Annotated in this window: 23 protein-coding genes and 2 tRNA genes; 16 read left to right on the top strand and 9 right to left on the bottom strand. The window is 53.6% G+C overall.

Annotated features, from left to right (window positions below; genetic code table 11):
• Positions 1–64: 64 nt before the first annotated feature.
• The gene (locus tag ACILP4_RS05180; protein ID WP_395619682.1) at positions 65–430 is read right to left on the bottom strand and encodes an AtpZ/AtpI family protein; all 366 of its coding nucleotides are present in this window, start codon (positions 428–430) and stop codon (positions 65–67) included.
• A 187-nt stretch (positions 431–617) separates the two neighbouring features.
• On the bottom strand, positions 618–782 hold the full coding sequence (locus ACILP4_RS05175; protein WP_395619681.1) for a hypothetical protein: 165 nt from the start codon (positions 780–782) through the stop codon (positions 618–620).
• A 69-nt stretch (positions 783–851) separates the two neighbouring features.
• On the opposite strand from ACILP4_RS05175, the gene radC reads away from it, so the two are divergent.
• Together radC and ACILP4_RS05165 are read left to right on the top strand one after the other, a co-directional pair.
• Positions 852–1,547, top strand: a complete 696-nt coding sequence (gene radC, locus ACILP4_RS05170) for a DNA repair protein RadC (protein WP_395619680.1) — start codon at positions 852–854, stop codon at positions 1,545–1,547.
• Positions 1,548–1,586: 39 nt separating this feature from the next.
• A complete protein-coding gene (locus ACILP4_RS05165) occupies positions 1,587–2,840 on the top strand; it encodes a multidrug effflux MFS transporter (protein ID WP_395619679.1) in 1,254 nt (417 codons plus the stop codon).
• Positions 2,841–2,934: 94 nt separating this feature from the next.
• Here ACILP4_RS05165 and ACILP4_RS05160 read toward each other — a convergent pair whose 3' ends face one another.
• From ACILP4_RS05160 to ACILP4_RS05145, 4 genes are all read right to left on the bottom strand, one after another.
• The gene (locus ACILP4_RS05160; RefSeq protein ID WP_395619678.1) at positions 2,935–4,383 is read right to left on the bottom strand and encodes an amino acid permease; all 1,449 of its coding nucleotides are present in this window, start codon (positions 4,381–4,383) and stop codon (positions 2,935–2,937) included.
• A gap of 68 nt (positions 4,384–4,451) precedes the next feature.
• Positions 4,452–4,829: a histidine triad nucleotide-binding protein gene (locus ACILP4_RS05155; protein ID WP_395619677.1), complete on the bottom strand. Its 378-nt coding sequence runs from the start codon at positions 4,827–4,829 to the stop codon at positions 4,452–4,454.
• A 15-nt stretch (positions 4,830–4,844) separates the two neighbouring features.
• The gene (locus ACILP4_RS05150) at positions 4,845–5,159 is read right to left on the bottom strand and encodes a phosphoribosyl-ATP diphosphatase (protein ID WP_395619676.1); all 315 of its coding nucleotides are present in this window, start codon (positions 5,157–5,159) and stop codon (positions 4,845–4,847) included.
• On the bottom strand, positions 5,159–5,668 hold the full coding sequence (locus tag ACILP4_RS05145) for a MarR family winged helix-turn-helix transcriptional regulator (protein ID WP_395619675.1): 510 nt from the start codon (positions 5,666–5,668) through the stop codon (positions 5,159–5,161). The genes ACILP4_RS05150 and ACILP4_RS05145 overlap by 1 nt, the downstream gene beginning before the upstream one ends.
• A gap of 60 nt (positions 5,669–5,728) precedes the next feature.
• Here ACILP4_RS05145 and ACILP4_RS05140 point away from each other — a divergent pair, with 60 nt between their 5' ends.
• The 3 genes from ACILP4_RS05140 (at position 5,729) to ACILP4_RS05130 (ending at position 7,794) form a co-directional block, all read left to right on the top strand.
• A complete protein-coding gene (locus ACILP4_RS05140) occupies positions 5,729–6,817 on the top strand; it encodes a branched-chain amino acid aminotransferase (protein ID WP_395619674.1) in 1,089 nt (362 codons plus the stop codon).
• Between the two features lie 62 nt (positions 6,818–6,879).
• Positions 6,880–6,954 (top strand) — tRNA-Gln (locus ACILP4_RS05135).
• A gap of 153 nt (positions 6,955–7,107) precedes the next feature.
• Positions 7,108–7,794, top strand: a complete 687-nt coding sequence (locus ACILP4_RS05130; RefSeq protein ID WP_395619673.1) for a response regulator transcription factor — start codon at positions 7,108–7,110, stop codon at positions 7,792–7,794.
• A gap of 35 nt (positions 7,795–7,829) precedes the next feature.
• Here ACILP4_RS05130 and ACILP4_RS05125 read toward each other — a convergent pair whose 3' ends face one another.
• Complete coding sequence (locus ACILP4_RS05125; RefSeq protein WP_395619672.1) at positions 7,830–9,203, bottom strand: class II 3-deoxy-7-phosphoheptulonate synthase; 1,374 nt, start codon at positions 9,201–9,203, stop codon at positions 7,830–7,832.
• A gap of 389 nt (positions 9,204–9,592) precedes the next feature.
• Here ACILP4_RS05125 and petA point away from each other — a divergent pair, with 389 nt between their 5' ends.
• The 8 genes from petA to ACILP4_RS05085 all read left to right on the top strand — a co-directional run bounded on the left by petA (position 9,593) and on the right by ACILP4_RS05085 (position 15,420).
• Positions 9,593–10,156, top strand: a complete 564-nt coding sequence (gene petA, locus ACILP4_RS05120) for a ubiquinol-cytochrome c reductase iron-sulfur subunit (RefSeq protein ID WP_395619743.1) — start codon at positions 9,593–9,595, stop codon at positions 10,154–10,156.
• A gap of 14 nt (positions 10,157–10,170) precedes the next feature.
• Positions 10,171–11,466, top strand: a complete 1,296-nt coding sequence (locus ACILP4_RS05115; RefSeq protein ID WP_395619671.1) for a cytochrome bc complex cytochrome b subunit — start codon at positions 10,171–10,173, stop codon at positions 11,464–11,466.
• 18 nt (positions 11,467–11,484) lie between these two features.
• Entirely contained in the window at positions 11,485–12,348 is an 864-nt protein-coding gene (locus ACILP4_RS05110) for a cytochrome c1 (protein WP_395619670.1), read from the top strand.
• A gap of 120 nt (positions 12,349–12,468) precedes the next feature.
• Positions 12,469–12,542, top strand: a tRNA-Gly gene (locus ACILP4_RS05105).
• 142 nt (positions 12,543–12,684) lie between these two features.
• Positions 12,685–13,218, top strand: a complete 534-nt coding sequence (locus tag ACILP4_RS05100; RefSeq protein WP_395619669.1) for an EF-hand domain-containing protein — start codon at positions 12,685–12,687, stop codon at positions 13,216–13,218.
• 265 nt (positions 13,219–13,483) lie between these two features.
• Positions 13,484–13,945: a tRNA (cytidine(34)-2'-O)-methyltransferase gene (locus ACILP4_RS05095; RefSeq protein WP_395619668.1), complete on the top strand. Its 462-nt coding sequence runs from the start codon at positions 13,484–13,486 to the stop codon at positions 13,943–13,945.
• Entirely contained in the window at positions 13,942–14,799 is an 858-nt protein-coding gene (gene hemF / locus ACILP4_RS05090; RefSeq protein ID WP_395619667.1) for an oxygen-dependent coproporphyrinogen oxidase, read from the top strand. Before ACILP4_RS05095 ends, hemF begins: the two co-directional genes overlap by 4 nt.
• A gap of 6 nt (positions 14,800–14,805) precedes the next feature.
• Positions 14,806–15,420, top strand: coding sequence for a GNAT family N-acetyltransferase (locus ACILP4_RS05085; RefSeq protein ID WP_395619666.1), 615 nt, complete (start codon positions 14,806–14,808; stop codon positions 15,418–15,420).
• Here the strand turns inward: ACILP4_RS05085 and ACILP4_RS05080 are convergent.
• Entirely contained in the window at positions 15,383–16,126 is a 744-nt protein-coding gene (locus ACILP4_RS05080) for a hypothetical protein (protein ID WP_395619665.1), read from the bottom strand. The genes ACILP4_RS05085 and ACILP4_RS05080 overlap by 38 nt on opposite strands.
• Positions 16,127–16,469: 343 nt before the next feature.
• On the opposite strand from ACILP4_RS05080, the gene lipB reads away from it, so the two are divergent.
• The 3 genes from lipB to ACILP4_RS05065 are packed head-to-tail and all read left to right on the top strand — an operon-like array spanning position 16,470 to position 18,736.
• Positions 16,470–17,147 carry a lipoyl(octanoyl) transferase LipB gene (gene lipB / locus ACILP4_RS05075; RefSeq protein ID WP_395619664.1) on the top strand — a complete coding sequence of 226 codons (678 nt, stop codon included), beginning with the start codon at positions 16,470–16,472 and terminating at the stop codon, positions 17,145–17,147.
• Between the two features lie 15 nt (positions 17,148–17,162).
• Positions 17,163–17,447, top strand: coding sequence for a hypothetical protein (locus ACILP4_RS05070; RefSeq protein ID WP_395619663.1), 285 nt, complete (start codon positions 17,163–17,165; stop codon positions 17,445–17,447).
• Positions 17,444–18,736 (top strand): NADH:flavin oxidoreductase/NADH oxidase family protein, encoded by a 1,293-nt coding sequence (locus ACILP4_RS05065; protein WP_395619662.1) that lies wholly within the window; start codon positions 17,444–17,446, stop codon positions 18,734–18,736. Before ACILP4_RS05070 ends, ACILP4_RS05065 begins: the two co-directional genes overlap by 4 nt.
• A 9-nt stretch (positions 18,737–18,745) precedes the next feature.
• Here the strand turns inward: ACILP4_RS05065 and fdxA are convergent, their stop codons facing one another.
• On the bottom strand, positions 18,746–19,057 hold the full coding sequence (fdxA, locus tag ACILP4_RS05060) for a ferredoxin FdxA (protein ID WP_395619661.1): 312 nt from the start codon (positions 19,055–19,057) through the stop codon (positions 18,746–18,748).
• Positions 19,058–19,059: the final 2 nt, after the last annotated feature.

Genomic DNA, 19,059 nt, shown 5'->3' with positions numbered 1-19,059 from the left:
ATCGATTTTGCCGCTTTCGCCTGCCACGTTCACTACCCTGTTAAATACACGTCAAGCGCCCAGATTAGTCCGGACGCTCAGCTGAAATCTTTATAATATTCCTGAAGGCGACTGCGATACCCAAAAACATGCACGTCAACAGGAGCGCAGGTGCGATACCCAGCAAGCGGTCTAATAACCAGCCAACCAAAGCACCACCAGCCGGACCCGCAATAAGCTCGGTCAGAACCCTGTTCCCTTGCCGCATTCCTTTGGCCGGAACCTGATCCTTACCAGCACGAACTGCTTCGGCTTTCCGCGCCGCTTTCAGCTGCAAATCTAACGAATCGAGCCGTGCGTCACTTGTGCCGTCATTGTCCTGCCCGGGGTTATTTGAATTCATGTGATTCCGGCCTTTCTGAACAAGGGAAACCACCTCGAAATCGGGCAAACCCCGCCTAGGCACGGGCGCTTTAGGAGAGCCCCCGCGCCAAGTCAACAGCGCGCCTGCAAGATTGTTGCAACGCAATAGAAAAGGCCGCAGCATCTCTGCCACGGCCCGCTATTGTCGCTCGGGTCATACTCTTATTTATTGGTCGTCGTCCTGAACTTGTTTCAGGATAACAAACCGCCGCCCGTTATCCCGAAACAAGTTCGGGATGACGAGGTTCAGTTGTTAAGGACAGCACGTCCAATTCCGGTGCGCTGCCGTCACGGGTTTTCCATTGCCCCGATGGTGTCTGGTATTTTTCACCCGCAACGGTGCGTTCGGAAATCAGGCGACACCCTGTGTGCAACGTCATCTACGTGATGCGACTTGCGTATAACACAAAAATCACAGAAAAGAACAATATCACAACAGGATAGACCTGATGACAGATATTGCGGACAGGACGGAGCATCATGGCACGGGCCACCGCGCGCGTTTGCGTAAACGCTTGTTGGAGAAAAATGGGGAGAGCCTTCACGATCATGAATTGATTGAATATCTCCTCGCACTCGCCATTCCGCGCCGAGATACCAAGCAGATCGCGAAAGATTTGATTCAGCGTTATGGTAGCCTGTCGGCTTTGCTAACGGCAGACGCCGACAGCATAATGCAAGAAAAATGGATGGGAGAAACCAGCGTTGCGGCCTTGAAAATAGTCCAAGTGGCGGCGCTGCGCTTGCTCAGCGAACCCGTTCGCGAACTACCGATTTTGTCGTCATGGCAATCACTGCTGGATTATCTCCGCGCCGACATGGCGCATCTGACGATTGAGCGCGTGCGCACGCTTTACCTAAACAGCAAAAACATGTTGATCCGTGATGAGGTGGCGAGCGAGGGCTCTGTCGACCAAGCCGCCATTTACACGCGGGAAGTCATCCGTCGCGCAATGGACCTTGGTGCGGCGGCGATCATCCTTGTCCACAACCATCCCAGCGGCGACAGTGCGCCCAGCCGCCAAGATATCGCGATGACGCGCGACATTGCCGATGCGGGGAAAAAGTTCGGAATAGCCGTGCATGACCATATCATCATCGGCAAGAATGGCTTTAGCAGTATGCGCAGCTCGGGGCTGATTTAGCGGGTGGCCAAATGGCGGCCGCTCCCGCATAGCCACAAAATGGCATCTTCGACTCCCATAAAGAAATCCATCGGCACCCGCGAGCTGACCGTCATGATGTCGTCACTCATGGCGCTTAATGCGCTGGCCATTGATGCGATGTTGCCGGCCTTCCCCGCCATGGTGCGCGGCCTTAAAATCGCTGAGCCGAACCAGATTCAGTACATTATTTCCGTCTTTCTGGCCGGAACGGGAATCGGTGCGCTCATTTATGGTCCATTGTCCGACCGTTATGGCCGAAAACCGATATTGTTGATTGCAACTATTGGCGCGGCGATATCTTCGCTGGCATGTTCCTTCGCACCTGATTTTCAGATCATGCTGATCATGCGCTTTGTTCATGGACTGCTGGCTGCGGCCATGGGGGTTCTCGTGATTTCCGTCATCCGGGACCAGTTTGAAGGCGACGCCATGGCGCGGCGCATGTCGACCATCTTCCTCATTTTTATGATTGTACCAATTATCGCGCCAACAATTGGCCAGCTGGTGCTGCTGTTCGCAGGTTGGCGAATGATTTTTGACCTGATGGCCATCATGGCCGTCGCCGCCGCCATCTGGGTCTATCTGCGCTTGCCCGAGACATTGGCACCCGAAAATGTCATCCCCATTCAGCCAAAGGCGCTGGCAAAGGCATGGAAGGTGGTTGTCCTCAACCGCAACGCTGCTGGTTATATGATTGGCGCGGGTGTCACGCAGGGCGCTTTGTTCGGCTATCTCAACAGTTCGCAGCAGATGTTTGACAAGGTATTCAACGCGGCGGATTTCTTCGCCATTGGTTTTGCAATCATCGCCATCGGCATTGCTGTCTCCAACTTCACCAATGCGCGTATCGTGGAACGCTTTGGCGCGCGTCGTGTATCGCAGGCCGCGCTTTTGACATTTATCGCATTGGGCGCATTGCAATTACTTTCGGCGCATTATGCGCCAAAGTCCTTGCCGATCTTTCTCATATTGTTGACGTGTAATGTGGCGATGATTGGTTTTATCGGGTCCAATTTCTCGTCCATTGCAATGTCCCCCTTTGGCCATGTCGCAGGGGCAGCTTCATCCTTCCAAACATTCGTCCGCACGGTGCTTGCGGCCACGCTAGGCGCTGTCATCGGACAGCAGTTTGATGGCACGGTCTATCCGGTTGCGCTTGGCTTTCTCTGTTGCGGGCTGGTTGCGCTTGGCCTTGTCCTGTGGTGCGAGAAAGGGAAGCTGTTTACGCGCCCCGGAACGACGCAGCCCTTACCTGCAAACCCCCGCAATTAGCACAAAGAAAAGGGGCACCGAAGCGCCCCTGTCCTTGTGTCGTTTGGCGACTATTTCACGAAATTGCCGCTCGACCGCCTTTCAGCGGCTAATGTTACGCAATCCCCTGGCCAACATGGCTACGGCGGCGGCTGTATAAGAAATATACGACCAAGCCGATTGTTGTCCATCCGAGGAACATAAGCTCCGTATAACCTGAAAGTTGGAAGAACAGGAACACGCAACCTGCTGCGGCCAAGGGGCAAACCAGGAAATACAAAGGTGTGCGGAAAGGCCGTGGGCGGTCGGGATTGGTCCGACGCAAAATCATGACGCCTACAGCAACGGTGAAGAATGCGAACAAGGTGCCAGAGTTTGAAATGTCGGCCAACTTGCCCACGGGGAACAGCGCCGCAAATAATGCCACGAATACACCGGTGCACAAAGTTACCACATGCGGCGTTCCATATTTCGGGTGAAGTTTGGAAAACATGTCCGGCAACAAGCCATCGCGAGCCATCACAAAAAAGATGCGGGTTTGACCGAACATCATCATCAAGATCACCGAAGGCAATGCAATGGCGGCGGAGATAGCTACCAATTTGCCCGCCCAGCCGTGACCAATTTCATTAAGCACGAAAGCCAAAGCTTCTTTCGATTGTGATAGCTCACCACCAGGCTGAGCCCCAACAGCGCCAGTAGCACCGGCGGCAACCAGCATATAGATGATGGTGCAAATCGCCAGCGAACCGATCAAGCCAATCGGGATATTCCGCTGCGGATTGATTGTTTCTTCTGCTGCTGTCGAAACCGCGTCGAAGCCAACATAAGCGAAGAATATCGATGCAGCCGCAGCCGCAACGCCGACCGTGACCATGTTATTCGTAATCGGATCGACCACTTCCTTGGCAAAAAACCCGTTCGGGCTAAATGGCTGGAAGTTTTCTGCGTTCATTGCTGGCAAGGCTAAGACAAGAAAGAGCATGAGAGCCGACACCTTGATGGCGACCAAGATTGCGTTAAAGCGCGCACTTTCTTTGGTTCCAATCAACAATAGCGCCATACACAGCAAAGCGATGAGCATAGCGGGAACGTTGATAATGCCAGGATTCGCGTCAAATGGCCCTGCAACGAAGTCATTGCCCACCTCTATCGCAAAGATATTTTCGACAAGCCCAACCATATAGCCGGACCAGCCTACCGAAACAGCAGAAGCCGCAATGGCATATTCAAGAACGAGCGCCCAGCCTACGATCCATGCGATAATTTCGCCGAAAGTCGCATAGCTATATGTGTAAGCCGACCCTGAAACTGGCACCATAGATGCCAATTCGGAATAGCATAATGCCGCCAGTCCGCAAACCACGGCGGCGATGACAAAGCTGATCATCATGGCGGGGCCAGCCTTATTTGCAGCCTCCGCGGTCAAAACAAAAATGCCGGTACCAATGATGGCACCAATGCCTAGCATGGTAAGCTGAAAAGCTCCCAGCGTTCGCGTGAGCGATTTTTTCTCAGCCGTGGCCAAGATCGCATCAAGCGGCTTCACGCGCCCGAATATCATACTCATCTCCCAAATTAAAAAAGCTCCAAAGCCGAACTAAACACTCCGTGCATTAGCGCAACTTAATTTCACCGCATAAGCATGGGGCCGAGCGGTTTTCCACCAAAAATATGTATGTGCAGATGCGGCACCTCTTGATGCGCGTCCATTCCGATGTTGGCGAGCAAGCGATATCCCGGCTCGACCAGCCCTAATTCGCGCCCAACATGCCCAACCGCACGGACAAAGCCGGCTATTTCGGCATCGCTGGCTTTGGCGCTGAAATCGTCCCAACTGACATAAGCCCCTTTGGGAATCACCAGCACATGGACGGGGGCTTGCGGGTTGATGTCATCAAAGGCCAAGGCCCATTCGTCCTCGAACACCTTACGGCATGGAATTTCGCCGCGCAGAATTTTGGCGAAGATGTTTTGGTCGTCATATTCCAATGTCGGGTCAATCGGCATATGTCACTCCTTAACTTATGTCCGCGACGCTTTTTCGGCCAAGCCAGACACCCCTTCTCTGCGATCCAGTTCAGCGAGTATATCGTCTAGCGTTACGCCAACATCGCGCAGCAATATCATCAAGTGAAAAATAAGGTCTGCCGCTTCAGCAGTGACATGCGCGGCATCACCCGACAGCGCGGCGATGATGGTCTCGGTCGCTTCTTCGCCGACCTTTTGTGCGATTTTGCCACGGCCTTTGGCGCATAAAGATGCCACATAGCTGATCTCCGGGGCAGCGTCAGCGCGCTGGGCAATGGTCTGTTCAAGCCGTATCAGTGTATCGCGCATCAAATATCTTTCTGTAAGGCGACGACCATGGCCTTGTCCTCAGCGGGGATCAAGCCCTCGAGCACACGCCAAAAGCCCGTGACGGATTCCTGCCCAGCTGCGGCATAAGCGGACGCCAGGCTATTGCGCAATGCATCAAACAATTGCGCTTCAAACTGAATACCCTCAGGCGTGAGGCGCAAGAGTTTCTGACGCCGATCGACATTCCCGGCACGCGTTTCGACAAGCCCACGGTCGCTTAAATCGGTGAGGACGCGGCCAAGCGATTGTTTGGTAATCGCGAGGATTTTAAGCAACGCGCTAATCGGCAGATCGGGCTGGCGCGCAATGAAATACAGTGCGCGATGGTGTGCACGGCCAAGGCCATGTTCCGCCAGCCCTTCGTCAATTGCGCGGGTAAGCCGCGTGTAGCCAAAGAACAAAAGCTCAACCCCGCGCCGTACTTCATTTTCACGAAGGAACAGAGGCGATGCGGTCGGCGTGACAGAAACAGAAGATGGGACAGCCATATTGACGTATCTTGGCCTAGCCCATAGGACAGTGCAAGACCCTAATGAATGAGAGCATCGATGAACGCTGGCGCATTTCCTTTTGAGGCAAACCCGAATCCAGTCGAAACCAGCGAACGCGCGGCGCGGCTGATCGACCCCGGTTTTGGACGGGTGTTCACGGACCATATGGTGACGATCCGCTATTCGGACGACAAGAGCTGGCATGACGCGAAGGTAGGGCCGCGCGGTCCCCTGACGCTCGACCCTGCGACGGCCGTTTTGCATTATGCGCAAGAGATTTTTGAGGGGCTAAAGGCCTATCGCCTTGCCGACGGTGGGATGGCCCTGTTCCGTCCCGAACAAAATGCCCGCCGGTTTCAACGCTCGGCAAAGCGCTTGGCCATGCCCGAATTGCCAGAAGAGATGTTCCTGCAAGCGTGCAAGCAATTGGTTGAGGTTGATAAGGACTGGTTTCCTCCCGTCGAAGGTGGCTCGATTTATCTGCGCCCTTTCATGATTGCGAGCGAAGTGTTTCTAGGCGTGAAGCCATCCGCCGAATATTTGTTCATGGTCATTGCGTCTGCGGCAGGTAATTATTTCAAGAGCGGCGCACCGGCAATTTCGATTTGGGTTTCCGAACAATATACACGCGCAGCACCGGGCGGTACGGGCGCGGCGAAATGCGGCGGCAATTATGCGGCAAGCCTTGTGGCGCAGTCAGAAGCTATCAAGCAAGGCTGCGACCAAGTCGTTTTTCTCGACGCGGCGGAACATCGTTGGGTTGAGGAACTGGGAGGTATGAACCTGTTTTTCCTATTCGATGACGGGTCCATCCTTACGCCGCCAGCCGACGGTACAATATTGGAAGGCATCACGCGTGATTCTGTGCTGACTTTGGCGCGCGCGCAAGGATTGAACGTGCGTGAGGAACGCTATGCCATAGACCAATGGCAGGCCGACGCGGAATCAGGACGCTTGGTCGAGGCCTTTGCCTGCGGAACGGCTGCGGTTGTCACCCCTGTTGGAAAAGTGCAGTCTGCAAAAGGAAGCTTTACCATTGGTGCGGGCGGTGCTGGGCAGATGACACAGCAAATCCGATCAAAACTTGTGGATATCCAGCGCGGAATTGTCGCAGATACCCATGGCTGGGTGCAACGCATTGATTAAGCAGTTGCGCAATAAGATTCCCGCGATATAAGCCGCCCGCACTGGCCAGGTTACTGGCTTACTGGGGCGTCGCCAAGCGGTAAGGCAGCGGCTTTTGATGCCGCCATTCGCAGGTTCGATCCCTGCCGCCCCAGCCATTTATGCAGAATTTGCATAATCATTAATCAAATATTAATGTAAAAATATGTAAATATTGGTAAAACTTTTTCGACTATCTAGTAACTAAGTAATATATCGTTAGATACATCTCATGGCCGTATTATCGGCGTGTTGCGAAGGGTGGGCCTAGCATGAGAGTATTTATTGCCGACCATAGTTCGGATCTTGTCGATTATTTGAAACAGATAGTCGAAGACTTAGGGGATAATGCCATCGGTTGCACCGACAGCAAGACCTTTACTGATATGTTGTTACGCGAAGTATTTGATCTCGTCATCTTGGATTGGAATATTCGTGCCTCGAACGATATGTCGATGCTCGAATGGATGAATAAGGCTTTGGTCAAACGGCCGCCGGTTATCATGATGGCGAACCGGTCTGCTAAGCGAGATATTACAGACGCCTTAAATGCCGGTGCCGATGATTATATCACTAAACCAGAAAGCCGAAATGTTATTGCGGCGCGGCTAAACGCTTTGCTGCGTGGCAACGCAGCCGGTGGCGCATTTGATACGGAGGTCACATATGGCGCCTACAAGATGAACCGCTTGGAACAGAGCGTTAGTATCCACGGACAGACCGTCATATTGACCGCCAAAGAATTTGAGCTGGCGGAAATGTTTTTCAAAAATACAGACCGGACCTTGTCGCGTCATTACATTATGCAAACCATTTGGCGGACGACGGCCACGCTCGCGACACGCACATTAGACATGCACATTTCGAGGGTGCGGGCGAAGTTGGCTTTGCGGCCCGAAAACGGTTTCCGGATTTTCACGGTTTTCGGCTACGGCTACCGCCTTGAATCTGCGCAATAAGCCGTAGATCGTGACTGTTACAAAAAAAGGCTGCTTTAAGCGGCCTTTTTCGCGCGCTCTGTCATTTCCTGATTCAGCATTTCGGCCAACAGAAATGCCAGTTCTAGCGATTGCGCCGCGTTCAACCGCGGGTCGCAATGTGTATGGTACCGATCGGCCAGCCCTTCGTCCGTAACGGCCACTGCACCGCCAGTACACTCGGTCACATTCTGACCGGTCATTTCGATATGGATGCCACCGCCAAAGCTTCCCTCAGCGCGGTGCACAGCGAAGAATCCGCGTACTTCGGCCAAAATTCGCTCAAACGGACGCGTTTTATATCCGCTCGCTGATTTAACGACATTGCCATGCATTGGGTCACAAGACCAGATCACAGGATGACCTTCGCGTTGCACGGCGCGTACCAAAGTCGGCAGCCCAGTCTCTACTTTGTCATAGCCGTAACGCGAGATTAAAGTGATCCGGCCCGCCTCCCGTGTTGGGTTCAGCGTATCAAGCATCCGCAACAATGCATCAGGTTCCAGGCTTGGGCCACATTTCACGCCAATGGGGTTACCGATACCGCGCAAAAATTCGACATGGGCCGAGCCTTCGAAGCGTGTCCGATCACCAATCCACAAGAAATGCGCTGACGTATCATACCAGCCGCCGGTCAGGCTGTCTTGACGCGTCATCGCTTGCTCATAAGGCAGCAGTAACGCTTCATGGCTGGTGTAGAAGCTCGTTCCCTTGATTTGCGGCACTGTCTCCGGCGTAATGCCGCACGCTTCCATAAAGGCCAGCGCCTCGCTGATACGATCTGCGGTTTCTTTATATTTCTGTGCCCATGGCGAACGGCCCATATAATCATGCGTCCAGGCGTTCACCTGCTGCAGATTGGCATAGCCACCGCTGGAAAAAGCGCGCAGAAGGTTCAAGGTTGATGCGGCTTGACTATAAGCGCGGATCATTCGCGCTGGGTCTGGTTCGCGGCCTTCGGCAACAAATTCAATATCGTTGATGATGTCACCGAAATAGCTCGGCAACTCAACGCCGTTTATCGTTTCGGTCGGCGTCGAGCGTGGCTTGGCAAATTGGCCTGCCATCCGCCCAAGCTTGACCACGGGTAACTTACCCGCGAAGGTCAGCACAACCGCCATTTGCAGGATCACACGGAAAGTGTCCCGAATGTTATTCGGATGAAATTCGGCAAAGCTTTCGGCGCAATCGCCGCCCTGAAGCAAGAACGCCTTACCTTCCGCTACTTTTGCAAGGTCGGCCGTGAGGTTACGTGCTTCGCCTGCAAAAACCAGTGGCGGATAATTACGCAACGTGTTTTCAGTGGCCGACAAAGCGGCAGCATCCTTGTACGCAGGCATGTGAATGCCCGTTGCGTCTCTCCAGCTTTCAGGCGTCCAACTCGTCGCCATGGGTCATGCTCCAACAATAATTGAATGAAATTTGCGTCCTTTAGGCGTAATATGTTGCCACTAGCAAGTGTTAGCGCCGAATTTCCGTTGGTTTCGCAAAATGCAACACAGCCAGCGTCATTTGCCACATTTTTAACCAAATTGCCTGTTGGCAAATGACTGGAAAGGCGTCTATGTGGCCGCTGAATCGCCCCTATCGTACTCCAGTTTGCTGGACACGGTTGGAGTGATAAGATTTCGACGGTATTGCGCGGTTCCGTTCCGCGACGCAAAAAGGGCAGGTTATGTCGACAGTCAAAAAAACAAATGGCACCGGTAAAAAGCCGGTAAAAGCGCCAAAAGCTTCCGTTGCAGCCGCTGTAAAAGCGGATAAAGCGGCGTCAGGTGGCATAACTGGAGAAAATCGAGGCGTTGAAAACAACGACCAAACGCCAGGTGTCCGCCGCCGTGACTTCATCCACATCGCAACCGTTAGCTTCGCTGGTGTAGGCGCGGCCGCCGTTGCAATGCCTTTGGTATCGCAAATGAGCGCAAGCGCTGACGTGCTGGCCTTGGCGTCTATCGAAGTTGACGTAGCCGCCATTCAGCCCGGTCAGTCGATCAAGACCAGCTGGCGCAAACAGCCCGTTTTCATCCGCAATTTAACGCCGGCCGAAGTCGAAGAGGCTAATAAGGTCGATGTTGGCGGGTTGCGTGACCCTCAGACGCTTGCCGAACGGACAAAGCCGGGTAAAGAAAACTGGCTTGTCACCCTTGGCGTCTGCACCCATTTGGGCTGCGTTCCTTTGGGCGCCGCCGCTGGCGAAGTTAAAGGTGAATATGGCGGCTACTTCTGCCCATGCCATGGTTCGCATTATGACACCGCCGCACGTATCCGGAAGGGCCCAGCCCCGACGAACCTCGTCGTTCCGGAATTCGCATTCATTTCTGACACAGTCGTAAAAATCGGTTGAGGAGCTAGAACGTAATGAGCTTCCCTTGGGCACAAGAATATAAGCCGCAAGGCACAGTAAGTAAGTGGGTTGATGAACGCCTGCCCTTGCCGCGCTTGGTCTACAATGCCGTTGGCGCCGGGTATCCGGTTCCACGCAACCTCAATTATTTCTGGAACTTCGGCGTCCTTGCGGGCGTCGCTTTAGTTATCCAGATTATAACCGGCATCGTCCTTGCCATGCATTATTATGCAAGCGTCGACGGCGCATTTAACAGCGTCGAGCATATCATGCGTGACGTAAACTCCGGCTGGTTCATCCGCTATGCGCATATGAACGGCGCAAGCTTCTTCTTCATCGTCGTCTACATTCACATTTTCCGGGGGCTTTTCTACGGATCGTATAAAGCGCCGCGTGAAATGATCTGGCTGCTGGGCGTTACCATCTTCCTATTGATGATGGCGACCGCGTTCATGGGCTATGTTCTGCCATGGGGCCAAATGAGCTTCTGGGGGGCGCAGGTTATCACGGGCTTCTTCTCCGCCATTCCTTTGGTAGGTGAACCATTGCGTCAGTGGCTCCTCGGCGGCTTTGCGCCTGACCAAGCTGCGCTAAACCGGTTCTTCTCTCTGCACTATTTGATGCCGTTCGTTATTGCTGGCGTCATCATCCTACACGTGTGGGCATTGCACATTCCAGGTTCGTCAAACCCGACTGGCGTTAGTGTTAAGGGCGAACAGGACACCGTTCCTTTCCACCCATATTACACAGCAAAGGACGGCTTTGGCCTTGGGATCTTCTTGATCTTCTTTGTAGCCGTCACTTTCTTTGCGCCGAATATGTTGGGTCACCCAGACAATTATATCCCGGCAAACCCGCTTTCGACACCAGCACATATTGTGCCTGAATGGTATTTCTTGCCATTCTACGCGATTTTGAAGGCGTTCACCGTCGACTTCGGCATCCCATTCACAGGCATCATTATAATTGAAGCCAAGTTGATGGGCGTGCTTGCGATGTTTGGTTCGATCTTGCTGTTGTTCTTCCTGCCATGGTTGGACACCTCACCCGTACGTTCGGGTCATTATCGTCCGCTGTTCCGCAAATTCTTCTGGTTTGGCCTTATCCCAAGCCTGGCTTTGTTGACCTATTGCGGTGGAAAACCACCTTATGCCCAGTGGGTTATTCTCAGCCAGATTGCGGCAGCATATTATTTCGCCCATTTCTTGATCATCTTGCCAATCGTTTCGCGCATTGAACGGCCGCTTCCGCTGCCCAATTCAATTACCGAAGCTGTCACCGGCAAACCGCTTGAAACAGCGGCTGCGTAAAACAGGGAAAGCAGTATCATGGTTCGTTTAGTTGCTTTTTTAGTAGGCCTGTTTTTCAGCGGCATGCTTTTGCTCGGCCTTGGGGATACCGTTATCAAGGCCATACAGGAACCTGAGCAGCCCACGGCTGAGCATGAGTTTCACGAAACACCAGTTGCCGTCAGCTTTGCGCATGATGGTCCTTTAGGCAAGTATGACCGCGGTCAATTACAGCGCGGATTGAAGGTGTATTCCGAAGTGTGCGCGGCTTGCCACAGCCTCAATCTTGTTGCTTTCCGTGATTTTGCGGCATTGGGTTACAATGAAGATCAAGTGAAGGCACTGGCAAAGGCTTGGAAGACCGAAGTCCCAAGCATCAACCCTGAAACGGGTGAACCAGCTACACGGCCCGGCATTCCTGCTGACAAAATTCCTTCGCCATTTGCGAATGAAGTTGCGGCACGTGCAGCCAACAACAATGCGCTTCCGCCGGATCTTTCGCTGATCACTAAGGCACGCGCCGATGGGACAGCCTATGTATACTCATTGTTGATGGGCTACCGCGAACAAGTGGGTTACAAGAACACCGAGGGCAAAGAGCTGCTGAAGGAATTCCCTGAAGCCGCGACCCCTGCCGGCTTGCACTTCAACCCATGGTTCACAAACCTAAATATCGCGATGGCCAACCCGATCGCGAGTGATGATCTGGTTACCTATGATGATGGCACAAAGGCCACCAAGGCACAGATGGCGAAGGATGTTTCTGCATTTTTGGCATGGACCGCAGAACCAAAGATGGAAAACCGCAAAAGCGCGGGTTGGGCTGCTTTGGGCTTCCTGATCATCTTCACCGTGCTTGCATGGATGTCCTACAAGACCATCTGGGCAGACAAAAAACACTGATAGTGTAAAACCGATTTTTGGAATGGGCCGCTTTTGCGGCCCTTTCTTTTGCAATGAGGGCGTTGACGCTTTGGTCGGATAATGGCAATAGCGGCGCTTCAAACGGCCATTTGGTCCGTCGCGGGTATAGCATAGTGGTAATGCACTAGCCTTCCAAGCTAGCTAGAGGGGTTCGATTCCCCTTACCCGCTCCATCGTTGCCCCCAGTGACAGGCGCACCGCTAAGCTGATACAGTTTGCGACAAAATGGCCATTGTCTTAAATAACCTATCTCGGCATATTCATCCTATATTCACGCGTGTTCAATTATGCGGAGGATTATAAGGAGCCAGAACTATGAACAAACTCTCAATCTATGCCGGCCTAATGGTCCTTTCTGTTACATCCGCAGCGGCGCTTCATGCTGCGCCAGTTAAAGCCGATTCAGACGGAAATCGCGTGATCACTAAGTCAGAAGCAATCGCATCGGCCGATGCGCGCTTTGCCAAGATAGACGTAAATGGTGACGGCACATTAAACGCAGCTGACAGGACCGCCATGATGGCAAAGCTCTTTGCTATCATAGACACAGACAAAAACGGCGCAATTAGCCAAAGCGAGTTCGTGGCGGCTCATAAAGCTGGCGCAGAGCGACGTGCGGACCGGCGCGAACGGCGCCTGGGACGCATTGGAGCCAGCATGCGTGAAGGCCGCCAACGCGCAAGGATTGGCGCCATAGCCATGATGTCACGCGCCGACATCAATGGGGACAAGTCCGTGTCACAAGCGGAATATCGAGCTGCGATTGACGCACGCTTTGGTAAGGCGGATGCCAATCAAGATGGCAGCATTTCAATTGAAGAACGTCAGGCCACGCGAAAGGCTCGCTAAGTTTAGCGCATTACCGCCCGCGCGTTTTCACGCGCTGTTCGATTGAAGATTTGCTAGGCATGAGGTCTGCGAAGGAATAATCTTGTGCAGACTTTGATGTACACGGGCGTCTGGAGCTGGGCGATATCTTGAACGCTTCTATTATATCCCTGAAGCTAGCGAATGCATCAGGTCAGCCTACTCCGCTTTTGGCGCAAGAACCGCTTGGACGCGGGCAGCGATACACGCTAATTGCCGCGAAACAGGTTTTTAGTGAGGAGGCTTCATGCGCATCGCATTGTATCAGCCAGACATGGCAGGGAATGTCGGCGCGGTTTTGCGGACGTCGGCGTGCTTTGGCGTCATATGCGATATCATCGAGCCATGCGGCTTTGCCTTTTCCGAACGCGCGCTGAAACGTTCAGGTATGGATTATATGGACCATGTCCAAATTCAACGTCATGCCGACTGGTCAACTTTTCTCGAAACTTTGGACGGTGCGCGGATCGTCTTAATGTCCAGCAAGGCGTCAACCCCGCTTCCACAGTTCACCTTTCGACCTGACGACATCATTCTCATGGGGTCCGAAAGCAAAGGGGCGCCGCCCGAAGTCCATGCACGGGCCGACGCGCGTGTATGTATTCCGATGGCCGCAGGATTTCGATCCTTGAACATTTCGGTATCGGCTGGCATCGCTTTGGCAGAAGGTCTTAGACAGACCCATTCATTCCCAAGAGGCGAGCAATGACCCTTATATTAGATCAACGCCAACAGGCCGCGCGAACTTGGTTCGAATCGCTCCGTGACAGCATTTGCGCTTCATTTGAAGCAATTGAACGCGAAGCAGGGTCCGACGCGTCGTTTGAATATACCCCATGGGACCGCAACGACCATGATGGCTCCCCCGGTGGCGGCGGTGTGCGTGGGGTGATGAAGGGCAAGGTTTTCGAGAAAGTGGGCGTGAATGTCTCCACCGTCGGCGGAAGCTTCAACCCCGAATTTGCCAAAACCATTCATGGTGCTGCCGAAGACCCAAGTTTTTTCGCCACGGGAATCAGCCTCGTCGCGCATATGGCAAACCCACATGTGCCCGCGGTGCATATGAACACGCGGTATCTGGTTACAACGAAAAGCTGGTTTGGCGGCGGTGCGGACCTTAACCCGCCCATTCCTTATGCGGAAGACACGGACGACTTCCACGCGCGCCTCCGTGCAGCCTGCGCACCATATGGCCCCGATGTGTATGAACGTTATCGCAAATGGGCGGAGGATTATTTCTGGATACCGCACCGCAACGTCCATCGCGGCGTTGGCGGGATTTTTTACGACCATCTCGAAAATACCAGCGACGCGTTGTTTGAACAAAATTTCGCGTTCACCCGCGATGTCGGCAATAGCTTCCTAGACATTTTTCCTAAGCTTGTCCGCCGTCGCATGAACCAACCCTTCAGTGCCGAAGAAAAGCAGGCGCAATTACGCTGGCGTGGTCTCTATGCTGAGTTTAACTTGGTATATGATCGTGGCACGACCTTTGGATTGAAGACTGGCGGCAATGTCGACGCGATATTGATGAGCTTGCCGCCCGAAGTGGTATGGGCCTGACCCCAGATGGTGTTTAGCCCGATTGCCCATGGCGAACTTGGTGCCATTGTGACATCGTTGGAAATGACGCGCCGTCCGCCGCTACGGGCGCTGCCAGCGTCAGAGTTGCGGTTAGAACGATGGCAGGCGCCAACAGCGGATACCTACCGCACGCTATATCGCCGCATTGGCGAACCATGGCTCTGGTTCTCCCGGCTTGCGCTTGATGAAGCCGACCTGTTGCAGATCATACACGACCCTGCCGTGCGCATCTGGGCCGTGCTAGACCGACGCGGTATTGAGGTTGGGATATTGGAGCTTGATTTCCGGGAAGCTGGACAATGCGAGATTGCCTTTTTCGGCCTTGTGCCAGAGCTGACAGGCAAGGGTCATGGCAAATGGCTGATGGCAATGGCGCTACAGATGGGCTGGGCGGAGGTCGGCGTTCAGCGGATGTGGGTACATACCTGTACGCTTGATGGACCTCATGCGCTGGCCTTTTACCAGCGGTCCGGTTTTAGTGCCTATCAACGACAGTTGGAAACCTTCCCCGACCCGCGCCTGAATGGCCTCATCCCGCTTGATGCGGCGCCGCATATCCCGGTTATTGGTGAGGTGTCTGCGCGGAAAGCTGACGGTTGACCGCGACCAGTGTCAATATGAAAGCCACGGCCTCCAAAGTAACGAAAACCGCCTTAACCGCAGACTCGACGATAGGAACACCTTCTTCGCCTGCGATGGACTGGCAAATGGCGACGATCGCGGTATCAGCCACACCTCCAAAAAAACGCAATATGACGGCAACAAAAAGCATCAAGAACAAGATCGCCCAACCGCACTGACTTGTAACGCGCCAAGTCCGGATCACGGATCTGTTGATACCACCCCCAGCTTGCTCCGTAACGACAGCAGGCAATATTGCAAAACGGCCCGAGAGATACAGGCCGGGCAGAACCAGCATAAAAAATCCTGCCAATGTGGCCCAACCAACGATCAAGCTTGCAAGCAAATAGGGGACGAATAATGCCGCGGCGATTCCAAGAGCATCCCCGACTTTCGACAGCGGACGCCCCGACATCAGCACATATAGGGACAGAGTTCCATAAATGGTTACCAACATCGTTGGCACAAGAATGCGCCAGTTGGCTTCGAAATAGCGGCTAATTTCCTGAACAGCCTGATTCGTATCGTCGAGATTTTCAACAATCAGCGGTGGCACGAGAAATGCCGAAACCCATGCCGACATGAAAATGAAGAAGCCGGCAATTGCGGCAATCGGCTCTTTATGTGCCGCAAGCAAAGCGCGCGCGTCCGTCCAAACAGCGCGATAATCAAGCTTCTTTGGCATAAATTCTCCTTAGGGTCAGGACCACTTAAATCCACCTTCGCGGTTTGAGGCCATTTTGTTCAGTGCAAGGCGGCAAGCGCAGGACTTAGTGGTTCTAAGTCCAAGCTTGCCAACGTGGCAATGGACAAAATGGGTCAAATCCGAGGACGTCAAAATGGCTTCGATCTCAAAGCAAAATGCCCTTGCAGGCAGAATAACTGCCTGCGGCGGACATTTCACTTCGATATCTTTGCCATTTTGACGCCGCGATGGTGTATTTAAGTGGTCCTGACCCTAGCTATGCGCGGCGTAGAGGCAGACATATGCGGTGGCAAGCCGCTTGCACCATGCTAAAGGGCGCATCATGATTTTAGATCATCATATCGACTGGGACATATCAACGGGCCTGACAGCCTATCCAGACGCGCTAAGCCGGATGGAGGCGTTGCAGGGGGCAATCCGTGATGACAACGCCAGAGAGCTTATCTGGCTGCTGGAACATCCGCCTTTATACACCAGCGGTACCAGCGCGGATCCCGCTGAACTACTGAGCCAGCAATTCCCCGTCTATGACACGGGGCGCGGCGGGCGATACACCTATCATGGTCCGGGCCAGCGCGTTGGCTATGTTATGCTGGACCTTGCCCGCCACGGCAAAGATGTCCGCTGCTACGTCCATGCACTTGAAGGCTGGGTGATACATGCATTGGGCCATTTTGGTATCGAAGCCCGTCGCGCGGAAGGGCGCGTCGGCATTTGGTGCGACACGCCGGACGGCCAAGAAGCAAAAATCGGCGCGATTGGCGTACGTATTCGCAAATGGGTTACGATGCATGGCTTTGCTGTGAACATTTCCCCTGATCTCAGCCATTTTACCGGCATCGTGCCCTGCGGGATATCGGAATATCCGGTGACTAGCCTCGCTGCGTTAGGCATCCATGCCAGCTTATCAGATTTTGACGCCGCATTGCTGTCAACTTTCCCGGATTTTCTCAATAGTCTTGCGAAAGCGGGTGAAAATTGTACGGATGCGCCGAGTTAGACCAACGAGGATATTATGCGTCTTTGCCATTTTACGTCTGCCCTTGCCATGATGCTGCTTTTGTCCGCATGCGGCAGTTCGAAGGAAGATAGTCAGGCTGCCGAAATGCGCATGGATACTCTCGACAGTCTTGAGGGCACTATTAGCGACGACATGATCAACACAGACGAAGCCGTCGACGAAATGCCAGTTCAATCTGACGCCAAGGTTTCGGCACCGGTCACGAGCGGAGACGCAGCCCCAACCAAAACCGATGCCGTAGACACGGCAAAAGTCGAAGAATCCGGCGAACCCAAGTGAGACTGAACACTACCCTGAAGCTGCCTTGCGGGGCCGTGCTGAACAACCGTATCGCAAAGGCTGCTATGACCGAGGGACTTGCCGACCCATTGGGTCGTCCGACACCCGAATTGCAGCGTCTTTATGGCATTTGGTCGGATGGCGGCGCTGGCCTTCATATTTCGGGCAATATTCATATCGATGCGGATCATCTCGAGCGTCCCGGCAACGTCTTTTTTAACGGACATCCCGACGCCGAGATGATGACGGCCCTCCAATTTTGGACACAGGCGGCAACACGCAACGGCAATCATTTCTGGGCGCAAATAAGCCATGCCGGTCGGCAGACCATGCGCGCGGTCAACCGGCATCCTAAAGCACCGTCTGCGGTCAAGCTGGGCTTACCCGGTGGACAATTTGGTACGCCTGTCGCCTTAACCGAGGACGAAATCCTAAACCTAATCGGCCGCTTTGGTCAGGCCGCATTGCATTGCAAAAATGGCGGATTTACAGGTGTTCAGATCCACGCCGCGCATGGCTATCTGATTTCGCAGTTCTTAAGCCCACGGTCGAACCAGCGCACAGACCGCTGGGGCGGCAGCCTTGTGAACCGTGCCCGTTTCCTAATGTTCACAATAAACACTGTGCGCACTCTGGTCGGCCCCGAATTCCCGATTTCCGTCAAATTGAACAGCGCCGATTTCCAACGCGGCGGCTTTGCTTTTGAAGACAGCCTGCAAGTGGCCCGATGGTTACAGGATGCAGGCGTGGACCTCATCGAGATTTCCGGCGGCACTTATGAGCAACCAAAGCTGCTTGGCATTCAAGGTATGGAAGAGGAGGAAGCCCAAAATGTGGCAGACACCACCCTATCTCGCGAAGCCTATTTTGTTGACTTCGCTCAAGCGATGAAGGCCGAATTAAAAATACCCTTGATGGTAACCGGCGGTTTTCGGAGCGCATCGGCTATGGAACAAGCCTTGCGCAACGGTGGTGCCGACATCATTGGCCTTGCCCGGCCATTATGCGTGCTGCCCGAAGCGCCAAAAAGGCTACTCGGTGGCATGGCGATGTTACCTAAGGTCGAAAACCAATTGAAACTGCTGCCCGAATGGCTCGCAAGCTTACGCAAAATCAAGATGGTGCGAAGCATCGAGGGATTTGCCACGCAATATTGGTTTTACAGCCAGATCTACGCCCTCGGCCGTACAGGTCGCACAGCGCCAGACATGACGGTTTTTGCTTCCTTGCGTGAAGTGGAATCGTATCAGAAAGACTGGTTAAAGGCCAGCCGCGCTGCGAGAGCTTAGGGTCAGGCCCTAATCGCCCTCGCCGGGATCAGGGCTGAAATATTTGTCGAACTTATCTTCTACGCCCTTAAACTCATCGGCATCGGCAGGTGGTTCACGGCTTGATGTGATATTCGGCCATTCCGCGCTATAAGTCGCGTTCAGTTCAAGCCATTTCTCAAGACCGTTTTCGGTGTCTGGCAAAATCGCTTCAGCAGGGCATTCAGGTTCGCAGACGCCGCAATCGATGCATTCATTGGGGTTGATGACGAGCATATTGTCGCCTTCATAAAAGCAATCCACCGGACACACTTCAACGCAGTCCATATATTTGCAGCGGATGC

The sequence above is a fragment of the Sphingorhabdus sp. genome, assembly GCF_044239045.1.
Classification (GTDB): domain Bacteria; phylum Pseudomonadota; class Alphaproteobacteria; order Sphingomonadales; family Sphingomonadaceae; genus Sphingorhabdus_B.
The sequence above is the reverse complement of the archived record's forward strand: the minus strand, read 5'-3'. Positions and strand labels throughout refer to the sequence as shown.